Below are 551 nucleotides of genomic sequence, written 5' to 3'. Positions count from 1 at the left end.
TGCCCGCAGGGGCATCAAGCTACAGGGGCGTACCTTATCCCGAAGTTACGGTACCAATTTGCCGAGTTCCTTCTCCCGAGTTCTCTCAAGCGCCTTAGAATACTCATCTCGCCCACCTGTGTCGGTTTGCGGTACGGTCAATGTGAAACTGAAGCTTAGAGGCTTTTCCTGGAACCCCTTCCGATTGCTTCGCTCCCGAAGGAGCTCGCGCCACGCCCTTGAATTCCGTGCCCGGATTTGCCAGAGCACCTTCTCCAACGCAGCGACCGGGACTTCCAACACCCGGACAACCTTCCGCGATCCGTCCCCCCATCGCATTTCACACTGGTGCAGGAATATTGACCTGCTTCCCATCAGCTACGCATTTCTGCCTCGCCTTAGGGGCCGACTCACCCTACGCCGATGAACGTTGCGTAGGAAACCTTGGGCTTACGGCGAGGGGGCCTTTCACCCCCTTTATCGCTACTCATGTCAGCATTCGCACTTCCGATACCTCCAGCACACTTTCCAGTGCACCTTCGCAGGCTTACGGAACGCTCTCCTACCATGCA

At 57.0% G+C, this 551-nt stretch carries 1 rRNA gene; it reads right to left on the bottom strand.

What is annotated here, in order from left to right:
* Positions 1-551 (bottom strand): 23S ribosomal RNA (locus SB822_RS54810); the annotation flags it as partial.

This window comes from Paraburkholderia sp. SIMBA_054, from assembly GCF_046534875.1.
Lineage (GTDB): Bacteria > Pseudomonadota > Gammaproteobacteria > Burkholderiales > Burkholderiaceae > Paraburkholderia > Paraburkholderia hospita.
Note: the sequence above shows the minus strand (reverse complement) of the source record. Positions and strands in the feature narration are given on the sequence as shown.